The 20,712-nt window shown below is 65.4% G+C and carries 19 protein-coding genes and 1 pseudogene; 10 read left to right on the top strand and 10 right to left on the bottom strand.

What is annotated here, in order from left to right; all coding sequences use genetic code 11:
* Window positions 1–140 precede the first annotated feature (140 nt).
* The 4 genes from CDN38_RS12520 (at window position 141) to CDN38_RS12505 (ending at window position 5,057) form a co-directional block, all read left to right on the top strand.
* Window positions 141–1,439 (top strand): MFS transporter, encoded by a 1,299-nt coding sequence (locus CDN38_RS12520; RefSeq protein WP_233026856.1) that lies wholly within the window; start codon window positions 141–143, stop codon window positions 1,437–1,439.
* 202 nt (window positions 1,440–1,641) lie between these two features.
* Complete coding sequence (locus tag CDN38_RS12515) at window positions 1,642–3,141, top strand: aldehyde dehydrogenase family protein (RefSeq protein WP_075512547.1); 1,500 nt, start codon at window positions 1,642–1,644, stop codon at window positions 3,139–3,141.
* A gap of 81 nt (window positions 3,142–3,222) precedes the next feature.
* Complete coding sequence (locus CDN38_RS12510) at window positions 3,223–4,083, top strand: SDR family NAD(P)-dependent oxidoreductase (RefSeq protein ID WP_075512546.1); 861 nt, start codon at window positions 3,223–3,225, stop codon at window positions 4,081–4,083.
* A 5-nt stretch (window positions 4,084–4,088) separates the two neighbouring features.
* The gene (locus CDN38_RS12505) at window positions 4,089–5,057 is read left to right on the top strand and encodes an NADPH:quinone oxidoreductase family protein (protein ID WP_075512545.1); all 969 of its coding nucleotides are present in this window, start codon (window positions 4,089–4,091) and stop codon (window positions 5,055–5,057) included.
* On the opposite strand, the gene CDN38_RS12500 is transcribed toward CDN38_RS12505, so the two are convergent.
* The 4 genes and pseudogenes from CDN38_RS12500 to CDN38_RS31785 all read right to left on the bottom strand — a co-directional run bounded on the left by CDN38_RS12500 (window position 5,054) and on the right by CDN38_RS31785 (window position 8,845).
* Window positions 5,054–6,247: a PE-PPE domain-containing protein gene (locus tag CDN38_RS12500; protein ID WP_075512544.1), complete on the bottom strand. Its 1,194-nt coding sequence runs from the start codon at window positions 6,245–6,247 to the stop codon at window positions 5,054–5,056. The genes CDN38_RS12505 and CDN38_RS12500 overlap by 4 nt on opposite strands.
* Window positions 6,208–6,672, bottom strand: a complete 465-nt coding sequence (locus CDN38_RS31790; protein WP_075512543.1) for a PE domain-containing protein — start codon at window positions 6,670–6,672, stop codon at window positions 6,208–6,210. The genes CDN38_RS12500 and CDN38_RS31790 overlap by 40 nt, the downstream gene beginning before the upstream one ends.
* Window positions 6,673–7,382: 710 nt before the next feature.
* Window positions 7,383–8,444: pseudogene (locus CDN38_RS29415) on the bottom strand (PE-PPE domain-containing protein).
* Window positions 8,387–8,845, bottom strand: a complete 459-nt coding sequence (locus CDN38_RS31785) for a PE domain-containing protein (protein ID WP_267888304.1) — start codon at window positions 8,843–8,845, stop codon at window positions 8,387–8,389. The pseudogene CDN38_RS29415 and the gene CDN38_RS31785 overlap by 58 nt, the downstream one beginning before the upstream one ends.
* Between CDN38_RS31785 and CDN38_RS31780 the strand changes: the two genes are divergently transcribed.
* Window positions 8,730–8,966, top strand: coding sequence for a hypothetical protein (locus CDN38_RS31780; protein ID WP_267888305.1), 237 nt, complete (start codon window positions 8,730–8,732; stop codon window positions 8,964–8,966). The two genes, CDN38_RS31785 and CDN38_RS31780, sit on opposite strands and share 116 nt — an antisense overlap.
* Window positions 8,967–8,977: 11 nt before the next feature.
* On the opposite strand, the gene CDN38_RS12485 is transcribed toward CDN38_RS31780, so the two are convergent.
* The 3 genes from CDN38_RS12485 to CDN38_RS12475 all read right to left on the bottom strand — a co-directional run bounded on the left by CDN38_RS12485 (window position 8,978) and on the right by CDN38_RS12475 (window position 12,769).
* On the bottom strand, window positions 8,978–10,618 hold the full coding sequence (locus CDN38_RS12485) for a PE family protein (protein WP_075512542.1): 1,641 nt from the start codon (window positions 10,616–10,618) through the stop codon (window positions 8,978–8,980).
* A gap of 116 nt (window positions 10,619–10,734) precedes the next feature.
* On the bottom strand, window positions 10,735–11,547 hold the full coding sequence (locus CDN38_RS12480) for a tyrosine-protein phosphatase (RefSeq protein WP_075512541.1): 813 nt from the start codon (window positions 11,545–11,547) through the stop codon (window positions 10,735–10,737).
* A complete protein-coding gene (locus CDN38_RS12475; protein WP_099319382.1) occupies window positions 11,540–12,769 on the bottom strand; it encodes an acyl-CoA dehydrogenase family protein in 1,230 nt (409 codons plus the stop codon). The genes CDN38_RS12480 and CDN38_RS12475 overlap by 8 nt, the downstream gene beginning before the upstream one ends.
* Before the next feature lie 130 nt (window positions 12,770–12,899).
* Here CDN38_RS12475 and CDN38_RS12470 point away from each other — a divergent pair, with 130 nt between their 5' ends.
* The 4 genes from CDN38_RS12470 to CDN38_RS12455 all read left to right on the top strand — a co-directional run bounded on the left by CDN38_RS12470 (window position 12,900) and on the right by CDN38_RS12455 (window position 16,466).
* Window positions 12,900–13,361, top strand: a complete 462-nt coding sequence (locus tag CDN38_RS12470) for a nuclear transport factor 2 family protein (RefSeq protein WP_075512539.1) — start codon at window positions 12,900–12,902, stop codon at window positions 13,359–13,361.
* A gap of 234 nt (window positions 13,362–13,595) precedes the next feature.
* Window positions 13,596–14,705 carry a Re/Si-specific NAD(P)(+) transhydrogenase subunit alpha gene (locus CDN38_RS12465; protein WP_075512538.1) on the top strand — a complete coding sequence of 370 codons (1,110 nt, stop codon included), beginning with the start codon at window positions 13,596–13,598 and terminating at the stop codon, window positions 14,703–14,705.
* Window position 14,706: 1 nt separating this feature from the next.
* Window positions 14,707–15,045 (top strand): NAD(P) transhydrogenase subunit alpha part 2, encoded by a 339-nt coding sequence (locus CDN38_RS12460; protein WP_075512537.1) that lies wholly within the window; start codon window positions 14,707–14,709, stop codon window positions 15,043–15,045.
* Window positions 15,042–16,466, top strand: coding sequence for an NAD(P)(+) transhydrogenase (Re/Si-specific) subunit beta (locus CDN38_RS12455; protein ID WP_075512536.1), 1,425 nt, complete (start codon window positions 15,042–15,044; stop codon window positions 16,464–16,466). Before CDN38_RS12460 ends, CDN38_RS12455 begins: the two co-directional genes overlap by 4 nt.
* 41 nt (window positions 16,467–16,507) lie before the next feature.
* On the opposite strand, the gene CDN38_RS12450 is transcribed toward CDN38_RS12455, so the two are convergent.
* Both CDN38_RS12450 and CDN38_RS12445 read right to left on the bottom strand, forming a co-directional pair.
* Window positions 16,508–17,971, bottom strand: coding sequence for a PE family protein (locus CDN38_RS12450; RefSeq protein ID WP_075512535.1), 1,464 nt, complete (start codon window positions 17,969–17,971; stop codon window positions 16,508–16,510).
* Between the two features lie 273 nt (window positions 17,972–18,244).
* Complete coding sequence (locus CDN38_RS12445) at window positions 18,245–18,370, bottom strand: hypothetical protein (protein ID WP_023369539.1); 126 nt, start codon at window positions 18,368–18,370, stop codon at window positions 18,245–18,247.
* Window positions 18,371–18,542: 172 nt separating this feature from the next.
* On the opposite strand from CDN38_RS12445, the gene CDN38_RS12440 reads away from it, so the two are divergent.
* A complete protein-coding gene (locus CDN38_RS12440) occupies window positions 18,543–19,175 on the top strand; it encodes a TetR/AcrR family transcriptional regulator (RefSeq protein ID WP_036399235.1) in 633 nt (210 codons plus the stop codon).
* Window positions 19,176–19,193: 18 nt separating this feature from the next.
* Here CDN38_RS12440 and CDN38_RS12435 read toward each other — a convergent pair whose 3' ends face one another.
* Window positions 19,194–20,681 (bottom strand): PE family protein, encoded by a 1,488-nt coding sequence (locus CDN38_RS12435; protein ID WP_075512534.1) that lies wholly within the window; start codon window positions 20,679–20,681, stop codon window positions 19,194–19,196.
* Window positions 20,682–20,712: the final 31 nt, after the last annotated feature.

Genomic DNA, 20,712 nt, shown 5'->3' with positions numbered 1-20,712 from the left:
TCGACGCCGCGGTCAGCACGGTAGCCCTCGTATCGGCAACTACCAGGAGCTTCTGCTTATCGGCGTTATCGGCCCTAGCGGTGGGTGACCCACCCCATCAGGCCGGCGCGGACTAACCGCCAAAACCCGGGGTTGTGGCCGTGTCGACCCGCAGCGCCGATGGTCACGGTCTGCTGCCCGGCACGCCGGGCCATGTCGGCCGCGGCGACGTATCGGGGGGCAGGGTCGCCCCGGACACTGACGCCAACTCGTTCGCGCTGACGCTGGCGCTGCTGACCTCGACGGCGTTCCTGCTTTTCGCGCAGATCTTCATGGTTGCCCCGATCCTGCCGGCGCTGGCGGGCGACTTCGGCAGCACCGCGGGCATGGTCGGACTCGGGGTGCCGGCGTTCTTGGTGCCCTACGGGTGGACGGTCCTGGTGTGGGGCACGGTATCGGATCGGTGGGGACGCCGCCGCGTCATCCTCATGTCGCTGTGCGCCTTCGTGGTCCTGACCGCAGCCACCCCGCTGGCAACCAATGTCGGGGAATTCATCGCGCTTCGATTCGTGACCGGGGTTGCCGCCGGCGGCGTGGTGCCGATCAGTGTGGCATTGATCGGTGACCTGGTGCCGTACCGGCGCCGCGGCCGGGTGCTGGGATGGGTCTTCGGCGGAGCGGCCGGTGGGATGGCCTTCGGCGCGGCCGGGGGCGCGCTGGGTGAACCGCTGGTCGGCTGGCAGGGGTTGTTCGGTGTGGTGGCCATGGGCGGGCTGGTGCTGCTGGTGCTGGGGCTGTGGTTGGTTCCCGACACCGCCGCGGCTCTGCGCCCGTCGTCGGTCCGCCAGGTCGCGGCCGGATTCGCGGCGCTGCTGAGCACCTCCCGCGGTCGCCGGACCTACGGCTACGTGCTGGTCAACGCGGTGTTGCACGCCGGGGTCTACACCTGGCTTGGGGTCTATCTGCATGACCACGTTCAGCTCGACGAGGAGCAGATCGGGCTGGTGCTGCTCGGCTACGGCATCCCGGGCCTGGTGCTCAGCCCCGCCATCGGCCGGCTGGCCGATCGCTATGGGCGGGCGCGCGTCATCCCGCTCGGGCTGGCCCTGACCGCCGCTTGTGCCGCGGTGTTCGCCAGTGAGCCGTCGTTGGTATTCCTCCAAGCCGCCGTCGTCTCGCTGTCGCTGGGGTACGACATGACCCAACCGGCCCTGGTGGTCATCGTCACCGACCTTCCCGGGCAGCGGGGGCAGGCGATCGGGCTCAACTCCTGCGTCCTGTGGGTTGGTATGGGGATTGGCAGCCTCGTCTTCCAGGCCATCCTGCTGCCACTGGGCTTTTCCGGCGCCTTCGCCTGGTTTGCGGCTCTGTCGCTGCTCGCCGGGGCGGTCGCGATACCACTGTTCCGTGCCGAACGACCTCCGACTGGTGGCAGAGTGTCACCCGCCGCGCCCGGGTAGTGCAGATCGGGCCGGATCTTTCCTATTCCTGTCGTAACCGCATGACTAGGATCGCCAATATCACCGATGTGCGACCACATGATGTGGCAGAGCACTCCGAAGCACTCCGGGTAACTTCCCGTGAAGCCCGGAAAGACCCGGATTCGGAACCGGATAGGACCCGGACAGGACCCGGACAGGACCCCGATAGGAAGGGACAACGATGACCACCGAATCGGTTGCACCGAAAGCTCAGGAACTCGAGACGGCCCAACCCGCAGCCGCTGGAGCCGCCACCACGTCCGACGCACCGAAGTCGACCGATGTCGCCGAAACAGTCGCAGAAACCGTGGCGCGGCTGCGTAAGACGTTCGCGACCGGACGCACTCGCAGTGTCGAGTGGCGCAGGAACCAGTTATTGCAATTGCAGCGGCTGATGGAGGAGAACGAGGACGCGATCACCAAGGCCCTCGCCGAGGATCTGGACCGCAACCCGGTCGAGGCGTATATCGCCGATATCGCGGTCACCATCGCCGAAGCGAAGTACGCGGCCAAGAAAGTCCGCCGGTGGATGCGCCGCAAGTACCTGCTCCTCGAGGCGCCGCAGCTGCCCGGCCGCGGCTGGGTGGAGTACGAACCCTATGGCACCGTGCTGATCATCGGCGCCTGGAATTACCCGTTTTATCTGACGCTGGGCCCGGCGGTCGGTGCGATCGCCGCCGGAAACACGGTGATCCTCAAACCCTCGGAAATCGCCGCGGCGTCGTCACGACTGATCGCCGAGCTGGTGCCCCGCTACCTCGACCGCGACGCGATTGCCGTGGTCGAAGGTGACGGCACGGTAAGTCAGGCACTGATTGCGCAGGGACTGGACCGGGTGATGTTCACCGGCGGCACTGAGATCGGCCGCAAGGTCTACGAGGGCGCGGCGCCGCATCTGACCCCGGTCACGCTCGAACTCGGCGGCAAGAGCCCGGTGATCGTCGCGGCCGACGCCGACATCGATGTGGCCGCCAAGCGGATCGCCTGGATCAAGCTGCTCAACGGCGGCCAGACCTGCGTCGCTCCCGACTACGTGCTAGCCGACGCGACCATCCGCGACGAGCTCGTCACCAAGATCGGCGCCGCCATCAGCAGGTTCCGCTCCCAGGACGACCCGGCCGGATTGCGCATCGTCAACCAGCGCCAGTTCGACCGGTTGAGCAGCTACGTCTCCGCCGTGGAAACCGAAGCCAAAGCCGACGGGAAGGCCAAGATCGCCGTGGGTGGTAAGTGTGACGTGTCGAGTCTGCGCATCCAGCCGACCGTCGTCGTCGACCCCGATCCGGCCGGACCGCTGATGTCCAACGAGATCTTCGGGCCGATCCTGCCGGTGCTCACCGTCAAGTCCCTGGACGAGGCGATCAAGTTCGTCAACTCGCGGCCCAAGCCGTTGTCGGCATACCTGTTCACCAAGTCACGCGAAACCCGCGAGCGGGTGATCAAGGAGGTGCCGGCCGGCGGCATGCTGGTCAACCACCTGGCCTTCCAGGTGTCGACGGCCAAGCTGCCGTTCGGCGGCGTGGGCGCCTCCGGCATGGGCGCCTACCACGGCAAATGGGGCTTCGACGAGTTCAGCCACCGCAAGTCGGTGCTGACCAAGCCGACCCGCCCCGACTTCTCGAAGATCATCTACCCGCCCTACACCGAGCGGGCCTTCAAGCTGGCGCGCAAGCTGTTCTAGCCTGACGCAGACGCCCGCGCGACCCGGTTAGCCGCCGGGGCCGACCCTGACCATGTCAACGCACGTTCAGAGAGGAACCTGATGCCCGGAGTGCAGGATCGCGTCGTCGTCGTTACCGGAGCCGGTGGGGGGCTGGGCCGTGAATACGCCCTGACCCTTGCCAAGGAAGGGGCCAGCGTCGTCGTCAACGACCTCGGTGGAGCCCGAGACGGCACCGGCGCCGGCCACAACATGGCCGACCAGGTTGTCGCCGAGATCAAGGACGCCGGCGGTCGCGCGGTGGCCAACTACGACAGCGTTGCCGAGCCCGAGGGGGCGGCCAACATCATCAAGACCGCGCTTGACGAGTTCGGGGCGGTGCACGGCGTGGTCAGCAATGCCGGGATCCTGCGCGACGGCACCTTCCATAAGATGTCGTTCGAGAACTGGGACGCCGTGCTCAAGGTGCACCTCTATGGCGGCTACAACGTGATCCGCGCGGCCTGGCCACACTTTCGCGAGCAGAGTTACGGCCGGGTCGTCGTCGCCACCTCCACCAGCGGGCTGTTCGGCAACTTCGGCCAGACCAACTACGGCGCGGCCAAGCTCGGTCTGGTCGGCATGATCAACACGCTGGCGCTGGAGGGCGCCAAGTACAACATTCACGCCAACGCGGTCGCCCCGATCGCGGCCACCCGGATGACCAAGGACATCCTGCCGCCCGAGGTGTTCGAGAAGCTCACGCCGGACTTCGTCGCGCCGGTGGTGGCCTACCTGTGCACCGAGGAATGCGCGGACAACGCGTCGGTGTTCATCGTCGGTGGCGGCAAGGTGCAGCGGGCCGCGTTGTTCCAGAACGCCGGAGTCAACTTCGACACCCCGCCTTCGGTACAGGATGTGGCGGCACACTGGGCCGAGATCACCGACCTGTCCGGCGCGCAAAAAGCCGGATTCAAGCTGTAGCTTGCATGAAAGCCTGTGTCGTACAAGAGCTTTCCGGCCCGTCCGGCATAGTCTATACCGATATCGACGACATTGCCGATGACGGCGACAAGGTCGTCATCGACGTCCGCGCTGCCGGCGTCTGCTTTCCGGACCTGCTACTGAGCAAGGGCGAGTACCAACTCAAGTTGCCGCCGCCGTTCGTGCCCGGCCTGGAAACCGCCGGCGTCGTGCGCTATGCGCCGCCCGGCTCGGGTTTTCGTGCCGGAGAACGGGTCTCGGCCTTCGGGGTGCTCGGTTGCTACGCCGAACGGGTGGCCGTTCCGGTTTCCAACGTGGTGCGCAGTCCAGCCGAACTCGACGACGCCGAAGCCGTGTCGTTGTTGGTCAACTACAACACCATGTACTTCGCGCTGGCCCGCCGTGCCGCGATGCGGCCGGGCAACACGGTGCTGGTGCTCGGTGCCGCAGGCGGGGTGGGCACGGCCGCCGTCCAGCTCGCCAAGGCGATGGGCGCCCGCCAGGTGATAGCCGTGGTGCACCGCGAGGGGGCGGTTGACTACGTCGGCGCGCTCGGTGCCGACGTGGTGCTGCGATTGGCGGACGGCTGGGTTGCGCAGGTGCACAAGCACACTCACGGCCGCGGTGTGGATATCGTCGTCGACCCGATCGGCGGCCCGAGCTTCGACGACGCCATCCGGGTGCTGGCCATCGACGGCAAGTTACTGGTCATCGGCTTTGCCGCGGGCAGCATCCCGACGCTCACCGTCAACCGGCTGCTGCTGCGCAACGTCGGTGTGCTCGGCGTCGCGTGGGGCGAGTACCTCAACAAGGTCCCTGGTTCGGCGGCGTTGTTCTCGTGGGGTTTGAACTATCTGGTCGCCCTGGGGCTGCGACCGCCTCCGCCGCAACGCTATCCGCTGGCCGAAGCCCAGGCTGCGTTACAGAGCCTGGCCGACGGAGGTGTCCTCGGCAAGGTGGTCCTCGAGCCTTAGCCCGGCTCGATCTGACCGCCCAGCATCAAGACGACGGCATTGCCGATGACGATGAGCTCGAACCCGGCGCCGAATGTCAGCAGTCCCGCGTTGGCCGCGATCGGACGGCCGATCGCATTGACCAGACCTGCCGGGTCGCCGTGGGCGGCTTGCGAGATTCCGTCCAGGAACAGGTTGAGGTCATAGGACGGCAACGAGGTCAGGACCGCGTTGGCGATGTCCGCGGTCGGAAGCAGCGCCGAGTAGCCCGCGGACAGCGCGTTCGACACGGGGTTGGTGGCGGCGGTGTTCGTCGCCTGCAGGCCCGTGATGACGCTGTCGATCGACACGGTCGCAGGCGTGGGGGGTTGGCTGAGTAGGTCGAGCAGGGTGAACGGAGTTGCCATGCCGGACAGGGACAGGTCCGGGAGCGACGGCACGCCGATGGCGGCAATGTCGCTGGCAAACGCGCTCACGCCCTGCTGGGTTCCGGTGACCGGCTCGATCAGGTCTGCCAGCGGGTTGCCGACGAGCGGCAGCGCCCGCAACGGCGTCAAGATCGGCAGATGCTGGCTGCGGATCATGTAGTACGTGGTCTGGGTGGGGCCTTGGGTCGGCAAGGTGATGGCGGGTGGAAGTGACGTCAGTTCCGGATAGGTGTCATGCAGAAAGACGACGCCGGCCAGGGCGTTGACGTCGGACAAGATGTTGATCGGGTACCGCGGGAAGTCGGCGTAGCCGTCGTATTCGATGGTGTAGACGCTGGTGGGGAAGGCGTTGTCCGGGGGCGCGCCGTAGGCGGTGATGCCCAGGCTCGGCAGGCTCAGTCCGGGGAAACGGGTGAGCAGGCCGCCGTTGGGATTTACCGGGTTCCCCAGCAGGGTGAAGGTTATCGGTAGCGAACTCGGCGCCCCGGTAGGGCTGAGTTTGCTCATCTCCAATGAGGCGATGACCGCGCTCTGCGACAGGCCGACGACGGCGACGGGGTTGCCGGCGGCCAGTTCCCGCCGGATCGCGTCGTCCAGCATGGTCAGTCCTTGCGACACCGATGCGTCCAGGGTCAAATCCTTGGGGCCGAACGCCGGATACAGCCCTTCGGGAGTGAACAGGGCCCGCGGATTGAAGGTCACGCCGGGGAAATTGGGTGTCAGGTAGGTGCCGACGACATTGCTCACGAAGGTCGCGTCCGGTATCGGCAGCGCCGCTGCCACCCATCACCAAAGCGGTGGTGGGAGTTGCTGCAGGCACCGTCATCGCGCTGAGTGCGGTCGCGGCGGTTTTGGCACTGTCGGCTAGCGGGCCGGCCCAGCAGTGACCGGACGGTCGCGGTGAGGGTGTTGAGCGCTACGGCGGCGTTGGCGGCTTCGGTGTCCAGGTAAGCGCTTGCCGCACCGGTCAACGCCTGGACGAAGCGGTCATGCAAGGCCGCCGCCTGACTCATGATCGTCTGGTACTCGCGGGCGTACGAGCCGAAGAGAATCGCGGTGGCCGCTGACACCTCGTCGGCTGCGGCGGCTACCCAAGCGGTGATCCGCCCCGCCGCCGCCGCGTTGGCGTCCCCGATCGCCGAACCGATTCGCGCCACATCGGCGGCCGCCGCCGTCGTCATCTGCGGCTCGGTGGTGAGATAGGTCATCAGTCCGTCCTCCGAACGACCAGGATCCCTGTCCAACCGATGGATCGGCCAAACAGGTGATCCGGCGCCCGAAGCCGGTGCTCGTTAGCGTAAGGAGTTCGGTAAGGGCCGCTTGAGATTTGACCGGAAAATTGGTCTCGACTTGGCTCGCGATCCGCGAGTTCGAGCGATGGCACATCGCTGAACTGCGCGTTTGCGTCGACAGTCGAAAAGTGCGCACTAAGTCAGCACTAAGTCAAGGCCGAAAGCACCGCCGTCGACGGTGCCGGTTGGCTGGGCAGCTGGTCCGAATGTGCGGTCGACGGCATCAGTAATCACATGAGTCACGTCAGTACCGTGGGCCGGCCATAAGGCGGTTCCCAATTGCGCTAGCACCGGCGCTATCGCAATTGGGAATCGCCTATCGGTCTGTTCTGTCGCGCATCGCCTTCCTTCGACCACCACCGGATGCAGGTGTCCGAGCCATGCCCGGGGATTCGTGCGCACCGTGCGTCGCACTCATCGCTGCCGACCCCCATCGACGACCTCGCCGACGCCATCGCCACAATCCACGAACTGCGCACTCGCCTGATAGAAGTCGGGATCGGGTAACGCACCCCGGCCGCGCAGGATGCTCGGCCCGATGTCGCGGACGGTCAGTTCCCCGGGTTGCCGGGCTCAGAACAGCTGCACCGCAGTGGTTTTGGTTACCGTGGCACGGCTAGAAAAAGCTAGGCCGCACCGGTGAGGTCGCCGATGACCGATTCGACTCCATTCAGCAAGACGATGGTCTGGAAGCCGCCAGCGAGGGTCAGCAGGGCCACATCTGCAGCGACCGGATAGCCGAATGCATTGACTATGCCGGCCGGGTCACCGTTGGCCAGCTCCCGGATCCCGTCCAGGAAGAGGCTGACGTTATACGACGGAACCTTGGTGGCCAGGGTATTGATGATGTCAGCAGTCGGTAGCGCCATGGCGTAGGTGTCGGCGGTGGCGCTGCTGATGACGTTGGTGACGTGGGTGTTGGCCGCCTTGAGGGCATCGATGATGCCGTCGATGGGCGACCCGGTGGCCGCAGGCAGCGTCGGTAACGCCCACACCGTCGGCGAGCCGCCGGTCAGCGCGGCGGCCGGCAGCGAGAAGACGGGCAGCGACGTCGGCAGCATGGCGCCGATGTCGCCGACGAAGGCATTCACCCCCTGCTGGGCCGCGCCGACCATATCGCCGGCAAAGGTCACCGGATCGATCGACGGGAAAAGCCCGAATTGGGTGGGTACATCCGCATATCCGGTCGAATAGCCGAAGTGCGGATTGATATCCGGAGTATCGGTGTGCACGAAGGCGATGCCGGCGATGGCATTGAGGTCCGACACGATATTGAGCGGATAGCGCGGGAAGTCGGCGAAGCCGTCGTATTCGTGGGTGTAAATCGAGGTCGGGTAGATGGTGTCGGCGGGCGTCGCTTCGAAGAACTCCATGCCCAGGCTAGGCAGGCTGAGGCCGGCGAAGCGCGACAGGAGGCCGCCGTTGGGATTCATCGGGTTGGCCAGCAGGACGAAGCCGAGCTTGTCGGCGCGCGGAGCGGCGCCGCGGCATGTCCGCCAGGTTCCGCATCTCCAGCGAGGCGATGATCACGCTCTGCGAGTAGCCGCCGCCGCCGACGCTGTTTCCCAGGGTGTTGACTCGTTCAGGATCGCGTTGTGCAGGATCTCGACGCCCTGGCTCACCGAAGTGGTCAGCGGCAGGCGCTTTTCGCCGGTGAGCGGATACAACTGCTCCGGGGTGAACAGCACCTGCGCATTGGTGGCCCGAATTGCGGACTGATGTAGTTGAGCAGATCGTACACGTAATCGATTCCGGGCGTTGGGTTCCGCTGCCGCCCATGATCAGGGAAACGGTCGGTCCCGTCAGTGGCGACGCCGTGATGGAAGCCGACACCGTTGCCGCATTGGTGGCCTCGCTTTGCGCGTATACCAAACCCGCGGCCGCCAGTGTTCGAGCGAACTCGGCTCGAAACGCCTCCAGGAGGGTGACGACCCCCTGGTACGCCCGGGCCGTACGCGCCGAACAGATTCGCGATGGCCGCTGACACCTCGTCGGCCGCAGCCGCCGCCATGCTTGACGTCGGACCGGCTGCCGCAGCACTGGCCGAGCCCACCGCTGCGCCAATGTGTTCCAGATCCGCCGCGGCCATCGCCATCATCTGCGGCTCGACGAGCACGTACGGCATCGACGCATCCTCCCTTAACGACCAACCTCAGGCGCTCAATGCAAACCTGTCCGCCGCTTTGGTGCCCGGCCCTTTCATCGTCTAGCCGCAATCCAGCTAGAAGTTCAGGCTCTGCAGTTGCTGAATAATTGCCGCTATCGTTCTCACGATCGCGATGAATTCGATCATGCCGCCCAGCGCGGCCAACCCGGCGGTGGCGGCCAGCGGCAATTCGATCGCGGCGATGAAGTTTCCGTGTAGCAATTGGTTCAGGAACAGGCTGAGGTCGTAGGCCGGAAGAATCGTGGCAAAAGCCAGGCCGAGATCCGCCGTGGGAAGCAGAAGTGAGTAGCTGTCCGAGATAACGGCCGCGAAAGTGCTGGCGATATTGGCGGGTGTCGCCGGCACCGGTACTGGATCCGGCGGCAGGATTTGCTGGATGTAGGGTGGGAATCCGATCACCGGCAATTCGGGAGGGTTGAGCGCAGCCGGCAGAGCTGCCGCGAAGTCGTTGATGCCTTGCTGGGTTCCGGCAACCAGGGCATCGGCGACGACCCCAGGCGGGATGTCTGGGAAGAGTCCGAATGGGGTGGGCACATTCGCGGGGCTCGTTGAATAGCCGAATCTTGGGTCGCCGTAGCCGAGATTGACGATCACTTCCAAATTCGGTTGGACGAGTGCGGCCAGGGGGGGTCCGATGACGGGGATTGCCCGTACCGGGGCTAGCAGGGGCAGGTCCGCGGTTTCGATGATGTAGTACTGATTCGACGTCACGCCTTCGACCGGAAGGAGTATGGCGTCCGCCACCTGTTGCGGGGTGAGGTACTGATACTGGGTGTGCACGGTGAGTATCCCGAATACGGCGTTGATGTCGGACAGGACATTGAGCGGATACCGCGGGAAGTCGGCGAAACCGTCGTATTCGAGCGTGTAGGTAGTTGTTGGGTAAGGGTTGTCCGGTGTCGCCCCATAGAACGGCAGCCCTAGGGTCGAAATGTTCAGACCGGGTATCCGCGAGAGAATGCCGCCGTTGGGATTCATCTCGTTGCCTATCAATATGAAACTGAGTTGGCTCGGGTCTGGAGCATTTGTGCCCAGGGAGATGAGGTGCTGCATTTCCAGGGACGAGATGACGGCGCTCTGGGAATAGCCAAAAACCGTGACGCGGTTACCCGCGTTGATCTGCTCCCAAATCGCGGTGTCGAGAATCGACAGCCCTATTTGTACCGAGTTTTGGAAGGGCAGGGATTTGACGCCGGTGATGGGATAGAGCTCCTCAGTTGTGTTCAACGGGTTCACGACGACGCCGGGCGGAAGGAATAGATTGGTGATGGCGGCGACGTACTGGCTCGAGGGTATCGGCGATCCGGTGCCGCTCATGACGATTGCGGTGTCCTGGCCGAAAACCGGCGGTACTACGGGGGGAGAGGTCGGCGTAAAGAGCCCGGCGGTCGCGCCATTCACCAGGATGGCGGCGCTGATGGCCTCGTCGCCGAAGTAGGCGTTCGCCGCCGCCACCAATTTTTGGGTGAATTGGTTGTAGAGCGCCCCGAGTTGCGCGTTGATCGCTTGGTATTCCTGCCCGAACGCGCCAAACAGCTGCGCGATGACGGTGGACACTTCATCTGCGGCGGCCGCGGCGATCGCGGTCGTCGGAACAGCCATCGCCGCAGCGGCCTCATTGATCGCCGTGCCGATCCCGGCGAAGTCGGCGGCGGCCGCGGCCATGGCCGGCGGCTGCGTGAGAACATACGACAAGAGGCCATCCTCCTGGCGACGGGGTGCACCATTCACCCGCCAAGTCGGTTACCCGTTGAGCGTAAGGCGATTCCGCGATCGTGTCTGGCCTTTGGACCGACCTCAAAGTTAGGTGTTCAGCCCAATAGCTCGTCACGCAATCGGCCGACGTCGGCCGCCGTGATACCCGCGTCGCGCAGGTAGGCATCCACCGATCCCCAGGCCTCATCGATGGTCTGCCACGCTGCCGCCAGGTACTCCGGCCGGACGCCGAGCACGCCGTCGGACAGCCGGGCTTCGGTGAACGTCACCACCTCCGGCGTCAGTTCGGTGTCGGAGCGCTGTCGGATCATTTCCGAGATTTGTTCCCGCAACCGCGGCACTGCGTCATTGCTGCGCAGGAAGTCGGTCAGAATGGCCTCGCGGTCGACACCAACGGCTTCCAGCACGGTGGCAACCACGAAGCCCGTGCGGTCTTTGCCCGCAAAGCAATGGGTGAGCACCGCCCGCCCGCCGGTCAGCAAGGTGACGACGCGGTGCAGCGCGCGTTGGGCGCCGGTGCGCGTGGGGAATTGGCGATATTCGTCGGTCATATAGCGGACGGCGGCCTGGTCGATTGATTCGCCGTCCGGACTGTCGGTCATGAGCTGCCGAAATGCGTGTTCGTGCGGCGCATCGGCGTCGGTCCCGGCGTCGTCGTCGGCCAGGTCGGGAAACGGCAGCAGGTGGATGTCGACGCCGGCAGGCACTCGTCCCGGACCGCGCCGGACGACCTCCCGTGACGAGCGCAGATCGGCGACATCGGTGATGGCCAGCCGGCGCAGCGTTTCCCGGCCGGCGTCGTCGAGGCGACTGAGCTCGCTGGAGCGAAACAGCCGCCCCGGTCTCAGCGCGGTGCTGTCGGCAACGTCACGAAAGTTCCATGCGCCCGGGAGTTCCCGGTCAGCCATGTCGGGTGACCGCGGCGGCGAACGCGGATTTCTCCCGCCCCAGCTCGGCGCGCGCGATGGACCGCAGGTGCACCTCGTCGGGTCCGTCGAAGATCCGCATCGCACGATGCCAGCTGTAGAGCCGGGCCAGCGGGGTGTCGTCGCTGACCCCGGCGGCTCCGTGTATCTGGATCGCCCGGTCGATGACGTCACACGCGACTTGCGGCGCTACCGCCTTGATCATCGCGACCAAGTGGCGAGCCTCCTTGTTGCCGTGCTGGTCGATGGTCCACGCCGCCTTCTCACACAGCAGCCTTGCTTGGTCGATTTCGTTGCGGGACTTGGCAATTGCCTGCTGGACCACGCCCTGCTCGGCCAGCGGGCGGCCGAACGCCACCCGGTTGCGCGCCCGGTCCACCATCAGCGCCAATGCGCGTTCGGCTCCGCCCAGTGCCCGCATGCAGTGATGGATGCGACCCGGCCCCAGCCGGGCCTGGGCGATCGCGAAGCCGGAGCCTTCTTCGCCGAGCAGGTTGGTGGCCGGTACCCGGACGTTGTCGTAGCTCACCTCGCAGTGGCCGTGCTGGTCCTGCCAGCCGAAAACTGCGGTGGAACGCACGATCGTCACCCCCGGGGTGTCCATCGGCACCAGGATCATCGACTGCTGTTGGTGCGCGGCCGCGTCGGGGTTGGTGCGGCCCATCACGATCAGGATCTTGCAGCGCGGGTCGGAAGCGCCCGACGTCCACCATTTGCGGCCGTTGATGACGTAGCCATCGCCGTCATCGCCGTCTCGCGCGATCGTGGTTTCGATGTTGCGGGCGTCGCTGCTGGCGACCGCGGGCTCGGTCATCGAGAACGCGCTGCGTATCTCGCCGTCCAGCAACGGTTGCAGCCACTGCCGGCGCTGCTCGTCGGTGCCGAACATGTGCAGGATTTCCATGTTGCCGGTGTCGGGCGCCGCGCAGTTCAATGCCTCGGGCGCAATCTCCAGGCTCCACCCGGTCAGCTCGGCCAGCGGCGCGTACTCCAGGTTGGTCAAGCCCGACTCGGCCGGCAGGAACAGGTTCCACAGGCCGCGTTCTTTGGCCTTGATTTTGAGTTCCTCGATGATCGGCGGCACGGTGTGGTCGTCCGGGCCGGCTTCGTTGCGGTATCTCTCGTAGTCGGACTCGGCCGGGAAGACGTGCTCCGTCATGAAGTCGGACAACCGCTGGTGGTAGTCGACGGCCTTGGCCGACATCGCGAAGTCCATTCCCACACCCTAAGGCACCATTGGACACGTGCAATAAGCCGCCGCGAGCAGACGCGGAATCGCGTGAATTCGCATACGTCAGTGCGATTCTGCGACTGCTCGCGATGGAATAGGCGTCATGAACGAGACTCGCCCGCCCTTCCCGCCGTTCACCTTTGACACCGCAGCCCAGAAGGTCCAGGCCGCGGAGGACGCCTGGAACACTCGCGACCCTCACCACGTCAGCCTGGCCTACACCGTCGACTCGCAATGGCGAAACCGCCACGAGCACATCGTGGGCAGGGACCAGATCGTCGCCTTTCTGACCCGCAAGTGGCAGCGCGAGCTCGACTACACGCTGCGCAAGACCCTGTGGGACTTCCACGACAACCGCATCGCGGTGCGGTTCCAGTACGAGTGCCGCGACCACACCGGTCAATGGTTTCGCAGCTACGGCAACGAGCTGTGGGAATTCACCCCGTCGGGACTGATGGCGCGCCGCGAGGCCAGCATCAACGACGTGCCGATCGCCGAATCCGAGCGGCGCTGGTTCGGTCCGCGACCGGCCTCCGAACACGGGCAGGACATCCCGCTGTGGTGAGGCCCGTCGCTGCATCACACAACCTCACTTTGTGTCGCCACAACAGCCCGGCGGCTACCGGATTGGCATCGAGCGGCGAACCATCAACCAGTGTGCTGAGGGTTGCCGGCACCTCGACCTGAACGGTCACAAGTCGGTGGTGAACCCGGTACGCGTTATGGTAGCCAGGCGCGCGGCCGAGCCGGCGGCATATCCATCGCGCAGGAAAGTACGAGGAAAGTAGATGTACGCGCCATGACAGATGCGCAGACCCACACCGTCAGGGTAGGGGTGGTGGCCGAGTCACGGCCCGACGAGCGGCGCGTTGCGCTGGTACCCAAAGCGGTCGCCTCACTGGTCAACAGTGGTGTCGCCGTCGTGGTCGAGTCCGGTGCCGGTCAGCGGGCGCTGCTACCCGACGAGCTCTACACCGACGCGGGAGCCACCATCGGAGATGCGTGGGCTGCCGACGTCGTCGTCAAGGTCGCGCCGCCGACCGCCGAGGAGGTCGGCCGGCTGCACAGCGGGCAGACCCTGATCGGCTTCCTGGCCCCGCGCAACGCCGACAACTCGATCGGTGCCCTCAAGCAAGCCGGCGTGCAGGCCTTCGCTCTCGAGGCCATTCCGCGCATCTCCCGGGCCCAAGTCATGGATGCGCTGTCGTCGCAGGCCAACGTCGCCGGCTACAAGGCGGTGCTGCTCGCCGCATCGGAGTCGACCCGGTTCTTCCCGATGCTGACCACCGCGGCGGGAACGGTGAAGCCGGCCACGGTGCTGGTGCTCGGTGTCGGCGTTGCCGGCTTGCAGGCCCTGGCGACCGCCAAGCGGTTGGGAGCACGCACCACCGGCTATGACGTGCGTCCCGAAGTCGCCGACCAGGTGCGCTCGGTGGGTGCGCAGTGGCTGGAGGTCGGAGTCACGGCTTCGGGCGAGGGCGGATACGCCCGCGAGCTGACCGACGAGGAACGCGCCCAGCAGCAGAAGGCTCTGGAAGAGGCGATCAGCGGCTTCGACGTGGTCATCACCACGGCGTTGGTCCCGGGCCGGCCCGCGCCGCGGCTGGTGACCGCTGCCGCCGTGGAAGCCATGAAGCCCGGCAGCGTGGTCGTGGACCTGGCCGGCGAGACGGGCGGCAACTGCGAGCTGACCGAGCCCGGCAAGACGGTGGTCAAGCATGGCGTCACCATCGCCTCGCCGCTGAATCTGCCGGCGACCATGCCCGAGCATGCCAGTGAGCTTTACAGCAAGAACATCACGGCCCTGCTGGACCTGCTGATCAAGGACGGCAAGCTGGCCCCCGACTTCGACGACGAGGTCATCGCGGAATCGTGTGTGACCCGCACCCAGGACGGAAAGGCCTCCTAGCATGTACGACCAACTGTTGGAGAACCTGGCGATCCTGGTGCTGTCCGGGTTCGTCGGATTCGCGGTGATCTCCAAAGTGCCCAACACGCTGCACACCCCGCTGATGTCGGGAACAAACGCCATCCACGGGATCGTGGTGCTCGGGGCGCTGGTGGTGTTCGGGCGGGTCGAGCACCCATCGATCGCGGTGCAGATCATCCTGTTCGTCGCGGTGGTGTTCGGCACCTTGAACGTCATCGGCGGCTTCATCGTCACCGACCGGATGCTGGGCATGTTCAAGGGCAAGAAGGCACAGGCCGCAAAGAAAGCCGCTAAGAAAGAGGAGCCGGCAGCCAAATGACGTACTTGGTGATCGGCCTTTATATCTTCGCGTTCTCGCTGTTCATTTACGGCCTGATGGGCCTGACCGGGCCCAAGACGGCGGTGCGCGGCAACTTGATCGCCGCAGTCGGTATGACCATCGCGGTGGCGGCGACGCTGGTCATGATCCGGCACACCAGCCAGTGGCCGTTGATCATCGCGGGCCTGGTGGTGGGTGTGGTGCTCGGCGTGCCGCCGGCCCGGTTGACCAAGATGACGGCCATGCCTCAGCTGGTGGCGTTCTTCAACGGCGTCGGCGGTGGGACGGTCGCGCTCATCGCGCTCTCGGAATTCATCCAGACCAGCGGCTTTTCCGCGTTCCGACATGGCGAGTCGCCGACCGTGCACATCGTGGTGGCCTCGCTGTTTGCCGCCATCATCGGATCGATTTCGTTCTGGGGATCGATCATCGCGTTCGGCAAGCTGCAGGAGATCATCTCCGGCCGCCCGATCGGTCTCGGCAAGGCGCAGCAGCCGGTCAACCTGCTGCTGCTGGCCGGGGCGGTCGCGGCCGCGGTGGTGATCGGGTTGGGCGCACATCCCGGCAGCGGCGGGGTGTCGCTGTGGTGGATGATCGGTCTGCTGGCGGCGGCCGGTGTGCTGGGCTTGATGGTGGTGTTACCCATCGGTGGCGCCGACATGCCGGTGGTGATCTCGATGCTCAACGCCATGACCGGGCTGTCGGCCGCGGCGGCCGGTCTGGCGCTGAACAACACCGCGATGATCGTGGCGGGGATGATCGTCGGCGCGTCCGGCTCGATCCTGACCAACCTGATGGCCAAGGCGATGAACCGCTCGATCCCGGCCATCGTCGCGGGCGGTTTCGGTGGCGGCGGGGTGGCCCCCAGCGGTGACGGGGGCGGCGACAAGCATGTCAAGGCCACGTCGGCGGCCGACGCCGCTATTCAGATGGCGTACGCCAACCAGGTCATCGTGGTGCCCGGTTATGGGCTGGCCGTGGCCCAGGCACAGCATGCCGTCAAGGACATGGCGTCATTGCTGGAGGACAAGGGTGTGCCGGTCAAGTACGCGATCCACCCGGTGGCCGGCCGCATGCCCGGGCATATGAATGTGCTGCTGGCCGAGGCCGAGGTCGACTACGACGCGATGAAGGACATGGACGACATCAACGACGAGTTCGCCCGCACCGACGTCGCGATCGTCATCGGCGCCAACGACGTCACCAATCCTGCGGCCCGCAACGAAACGTCCAGTCCGATCTATGGCATGCCGATCCTCAACGTCGACAAGGCCAAGTCGGTGATCGTGCTCAAGCGGTCGATGAACTCCGGATTCGCCGGCATCGACAACCCGCTGTTCTATGCCGAGGGCACCACGATGCTGTTCGGCGACGCGAAGAAATCGGTGAGCGAGGTCACCGAGGAACTCAAGGCGCTATAGGCCGGCTATAGCCGTTAGGTGTAACCCGGCGCGAGGCTGTTTCAAACGACAGTCGGAATCAATCGCGCTACGGACCCAATGGCACCACTCAGCAGCGACAGCTCTGTCACGCTCGATTGGCCGAAGTTGAATACCAGGCCGGGATTCGCCGACGGAACATAGGGGTAGGTGTCAGGCAGGTTGGACTGCGGTAACACCCCGATATCTACGAGGGCGGCCTGGGGGCCTTGCACCGCCCCTGTCGCCAGGTGGGAGATCAACGTGATCGGGTTGACGAATCCGAACAGGCTGGCGGGGGTGGGCACATCCGCGTAGCCGTAGCCGTAGCCCAAATCGACCAACACCCGTAGGTCCGGCTGGATCAGGTCGGCGAGCGGGGGCCCGACAAAGGGCAAGGCGCGAAGGGGTTGCAGCAACGGGAGGTCCTGGGTCAAGAACATGTAGTAATGAGTGTTGCCGGTGTAACCCGGGGATGTCGGCAATGGCACGGCATTCGCAACGTCGGCGGCCGTGATGGGATACGCGTTGTGGACGAATCTGATGCCCATAAAGGCGTTGATGTCGGACAAGATATTGAGCGGGTATTGCGGATTGTGGGCATAGCCGTCGTATTGGCCGGTGTAAATGTAAGTCTGGTAGGGGGAATTCGATGGCGTTGCACCGTCGAACGACACATCCATGAACGGGATGTAAAGGCCGGTGTAACGCTCGAGGATACCGCCGTTGGGGTTATTGATATTACCGATCATCATGAAAGCCAGTCGGCTGGGGTCTGGCTGTTGGCCGACTGGTAGCGCCATAAGCGCACGTATCTCGTTGGTGGCTACCGCGGCGCTTTGCGAGTAGCCAAAAACGACGACGTCGCGCCCATTTTGTAGTTCCGCGTTGATTCCATTGTTCAGCGCAGTGACGCCCTGGGCGATGGACTGGTCGAGTGACAGGTGCCCGATAAACGGCCACCACTGTTCGGGCGTGTACTGGGCGACCGGGTTGTTGGGCCCGAAGATCGGCTGGATGTATGCGCTCTCGAGGGCCGCCAAGACAGGCGCAGGGAAGGTCGGATACCCGGTGCCGCCCATGATCAACGCCGTGACCGGGTTGCCGGACAGCATCACAGTCGACGTCGAAGTACCCACGGCGGCGCCAGGTCCGGCGTTGCCCAGTCCCAGCAGCGCTTGGACTGGCGCGCCGAGCGCGTCGAGTGCGCCCGACATGGCCGCGGCGTTGGCGGCCTCGGCCTGCGCGTAAGCGGCCCCAGCGGCGGCCAGCGCCTGAGTGAATTCGCTGTGGAAGGTCGTGGCCTGGCGCAGGACCACCTGACAATCCTGGGCGTATGCGCGAAACAGCGCCGCAGCGGCCACCGACACCTCATCGCCGGCCGCCGCCAGCACCTGGGCCGTTGGGCCCGCAGTGGCGGCGCCGGCCGCGCTGATCGCAGAACCGATCCCGTCCACGTCGGCGGCCGCAGTCGCCAGCATCTCCGGGACCGCGATCACACTGGGCATCTCGTCTCCTGTCCGACACTGAGGCGATTACCCGTCAACCGGGACCGGCCCTCCCAAGCACGGCCAGCCCAACAGCGGGTGCCCAGAGAGCCTAGAAGAGTCCTGGCAGGGACGTCCGGCATTTTGGCCAATCCAGCGTCCGCCGGGCCCAAATGTCGCGACCGCGGCGGGTTGGGATCACCAATCGTTACAAACGGCAGGTCGCCAACATAGGGCTAGCCAGCCGCGATGGAGCTTGTCGGTTGCGGTGGTGGCGACGGTGGCGCTGGATATCTAAACGGGCGGGTAGGCCGGCGGCGGATAGCCGTTGCCGTCCTCGACCCCACGGATGCCCCAGGTCAGGTAATTGAAGAAGAACTCGATTTCGTCGCTCACGTCGTAGTCAGGACTTGGATCCATTACCGCACCTCTCGACTCGCTATCGACTCGCGACTTGGTCCCCCAGGAGTCTAGTCGGATCCGCGTCGGTGCGACAGGCGGCGCCGGCCCTGCATAAACTGTCCAACCAGTTGATTGGTCAAGCCTTGATTCGGGGCGCCGAGCCCCGCGGGCAGCGAGATAGCGAGTACCGATGCCACAAACGCCGTCCGAGAACGGGCTTTCGCGCCGTGAGGAGTTGCTGGCCGTTGCCACGAAGCTGTTTGCTGCCCGCGGTTATCACGGCACCCGGATGGATGACGTCGCCGACGTGATCGGGCTGAACAAGGCGACGGTGTACCACTACTACGCCAGCAAGGCGCTGATCCTGTTCGACATCTACCGCCAAGCCGCCGAGGGCACGCTCGCCGCCGTGCACGACGACCCGTCCTGGACGGCGCGCGAAGCGCTCTACCAGTACACCGTGCGGCTGCTCACCGGCATTGCGCGCAATCCGGAACGGGCCGCGGTGTACTTCCAGGAGCAGCCCTACATCACCGAATGGTTCACCAGCGAACAGGTGGCGGAGGTCCGCGAGAAGGAAGCCCAGGTCTACGAGCACGTCCACGGCCTCATCGACCGCGGCATCGCCAGCGGCGAGTTCTACGAATGCGACTCCCATGTGGTGGCGCTGGGCTACATCGGGATGACGCTGGGCAGCTACCGCTGGCTGCGGCCTAGCGGCCGCCGCACCGCCAAGGAGATCGCGGCCGAATTCAGCACCGCGCTGCTGCGCGGGCTGATTCGCGACGAGTCGATCCGCAGGAATTCTCCGCTGGGACCGTAGCGGCGACCCCGACAGTCGTTAGGGATTCACCGGCGGGATCAGGTGCAGTATCGACCCGAGCGTGCAGCTCAGCACCGACAGGCCCGTCACGCTGGGCTGGCCGAAGCTCAGCGACAGCCCCGGATTCAGTGACGGAACGTAGGGATAGGTGTCCGGAAGGTAGGACGGCGGCAGCAGCCCGATATCCACCAGCGCAGCTTGTGGTCCTTGCACCGCGCCCTTGGCCAGATTGAAGCCGACACTGAACGGGTCGATCAGCTGGATCAGCCGCGCCGGTGTGGGAACGTTGGCATAGTCGGCGCCGACGCCGATGTTGCCGTAACCCAAGTCGACCAGCACCCGCAGGTCGGGCTGGATCAAGTCGGCAAGCGGTGGACCCAGATACGGGATGTCACGAATCGGCTGGACCAGCGGCAGGTTTTGGGTCAACAACATGTAGTACTGGGTGTTGCCGGTGTAGCCCGGAGAGGTCGGCAACGGTAGCGCGCTGCTGACCTGGGTGGCCGTCAGATGTTGGTACGTGTCGTGCAGGTAGAAGTAGCCCATGACGGCGTTGATGTTGGAGAGCACATGGAGCGGGTACTGGGGCGCATTGGCGACGCCCTCGTACTGGATTGTGTACATCGACGTCGGGTAGGGGCTGTTCGGCGGCGTCGCGCCAGAGAACGGCACGTCGAGGAACGGGATATAGAAACCCGGGAACCGCGCGAGGATGCCTCCGTCGGGATTGTTGGGATTGCTGGCCAGCACGAACGACAGCTGGCCGGTGTACGGCGAACCGGCGGCCATGAGGGCGTTGATCTCGTTGGTGGCAATCGTGGCGCTCTGCGAGTAGCCGAAAACGACGACGCTGTTACCCAGGGTGTTGATCTGATGGTCGATCTCGCTGTTCAGCAGCGTGACGCCCTGGGCGACGGACTGGCCGAACGTCAGGGTTCCGGTAATCGGCCAGAACTCCTCGGGCGTGAACAGGCCTTGCGGTACAGCTCCCGGGAAACGGGGCTGGATGTAGGCGTTGTTGATGGCCGTCACATAGGCGGGATCGGGCAGGGGATTGTCGGTACCGCCCATGATCAGCGCCGTCAGCGGGTCCACGGAAGCCAGCTTCATCATCGAAGCCAATGCACCGGAGGATCCGGTGCCCGCCGGCGTCGACCCCAACAGCGCCCGGATCGGCGCGTTGAGAGCGCCAAGCTCGGTCGAGCCCCTGGACACCAGGGCTGCACTGGCCGCCTCGGCTTCGGCATACGCGCTCGCCGCCGCGGCCAGCGCCGCGTTGAAATCGGCATGAAGTGCTGCCGCCTGCTCCACGACGGCCTGATACTCCAGTCCGTATGCGCTGAATAACTTGGCGATGGCCGTCGACACCTCGTCTCCGGCGGCGGCCAGCACTCCCGAGATCGGTGCTGCCGCAGCCGCATTGGCCGTGCTGATCGCCGATCGGATGCCCGATACGTCGGTGGCCGCGGTCGCCACCATCTCGGGGGCGGTGAGCACGTACGACATCACCTGTCCTTTCTGGCGGGCGTGGCCGGGC

The sequence above is a fragment of the Mycobacterium ostraviense genome (genome assembly GCF_002705925.1).
Classification (GTDB): Bacteria; Actinomycetota; Actinomycetes; order Mycobacteriales; family Mycobacteriaceae; genus Mycobacterium; species Mycobacterium ostraviense.
The sequence above is the reverse complement of the archived record's forward strand: the minus strand, read 5'-3'. Positions and strand labels throughout refer to the sequence as shown.